Annotated in this window: 1 pseudogene; it reads right to left on the bottom strand. The window is 61.8% G+C overall.

The window, feature by feature from the left end:
- Positions 1-207 (bottom strand): annotated as a pseudogene (locus FNJ47_RS49650) (IS701 family transposase); the annotation flags it as partial.

Raw genomic sequence — 207 nt, 5'->3', positions numbered from 1 at the left:
GATGCGCCTGTTCGCAGATCCATCGCGCCTTGATAGTGGCGGCCAATGTGCGCAGATCCGTCGACGCAGGCAGGTTGGCGAGATAGTATTTCTTCTCCCCTGAGGCACGTTGCTCGCCAATGAGCCCAGCTTCGTCGCCCGGGAGATGCTGCTGACCTTTATCCCAAATCCGCTGAGGAGGGCCGTCGGCGGTGCGGACACGGAGAG

The sequence above is a fragment of the Bradyrhizobium uaiense genome, assembly GCF_010811875.1.
Taxonomy (GTDB): Bacteria; Pseudomonadota; Alphaproteobacteria; order Rhizobiales; family Xanthobacteraceae; genus Bradyrhizobium; species Bradyrhizobium uaiense.
Note: the sequence above shows the minus strand (reverse complement) of the source record. Positions and strands in the feature narration are given on the sequence as shown.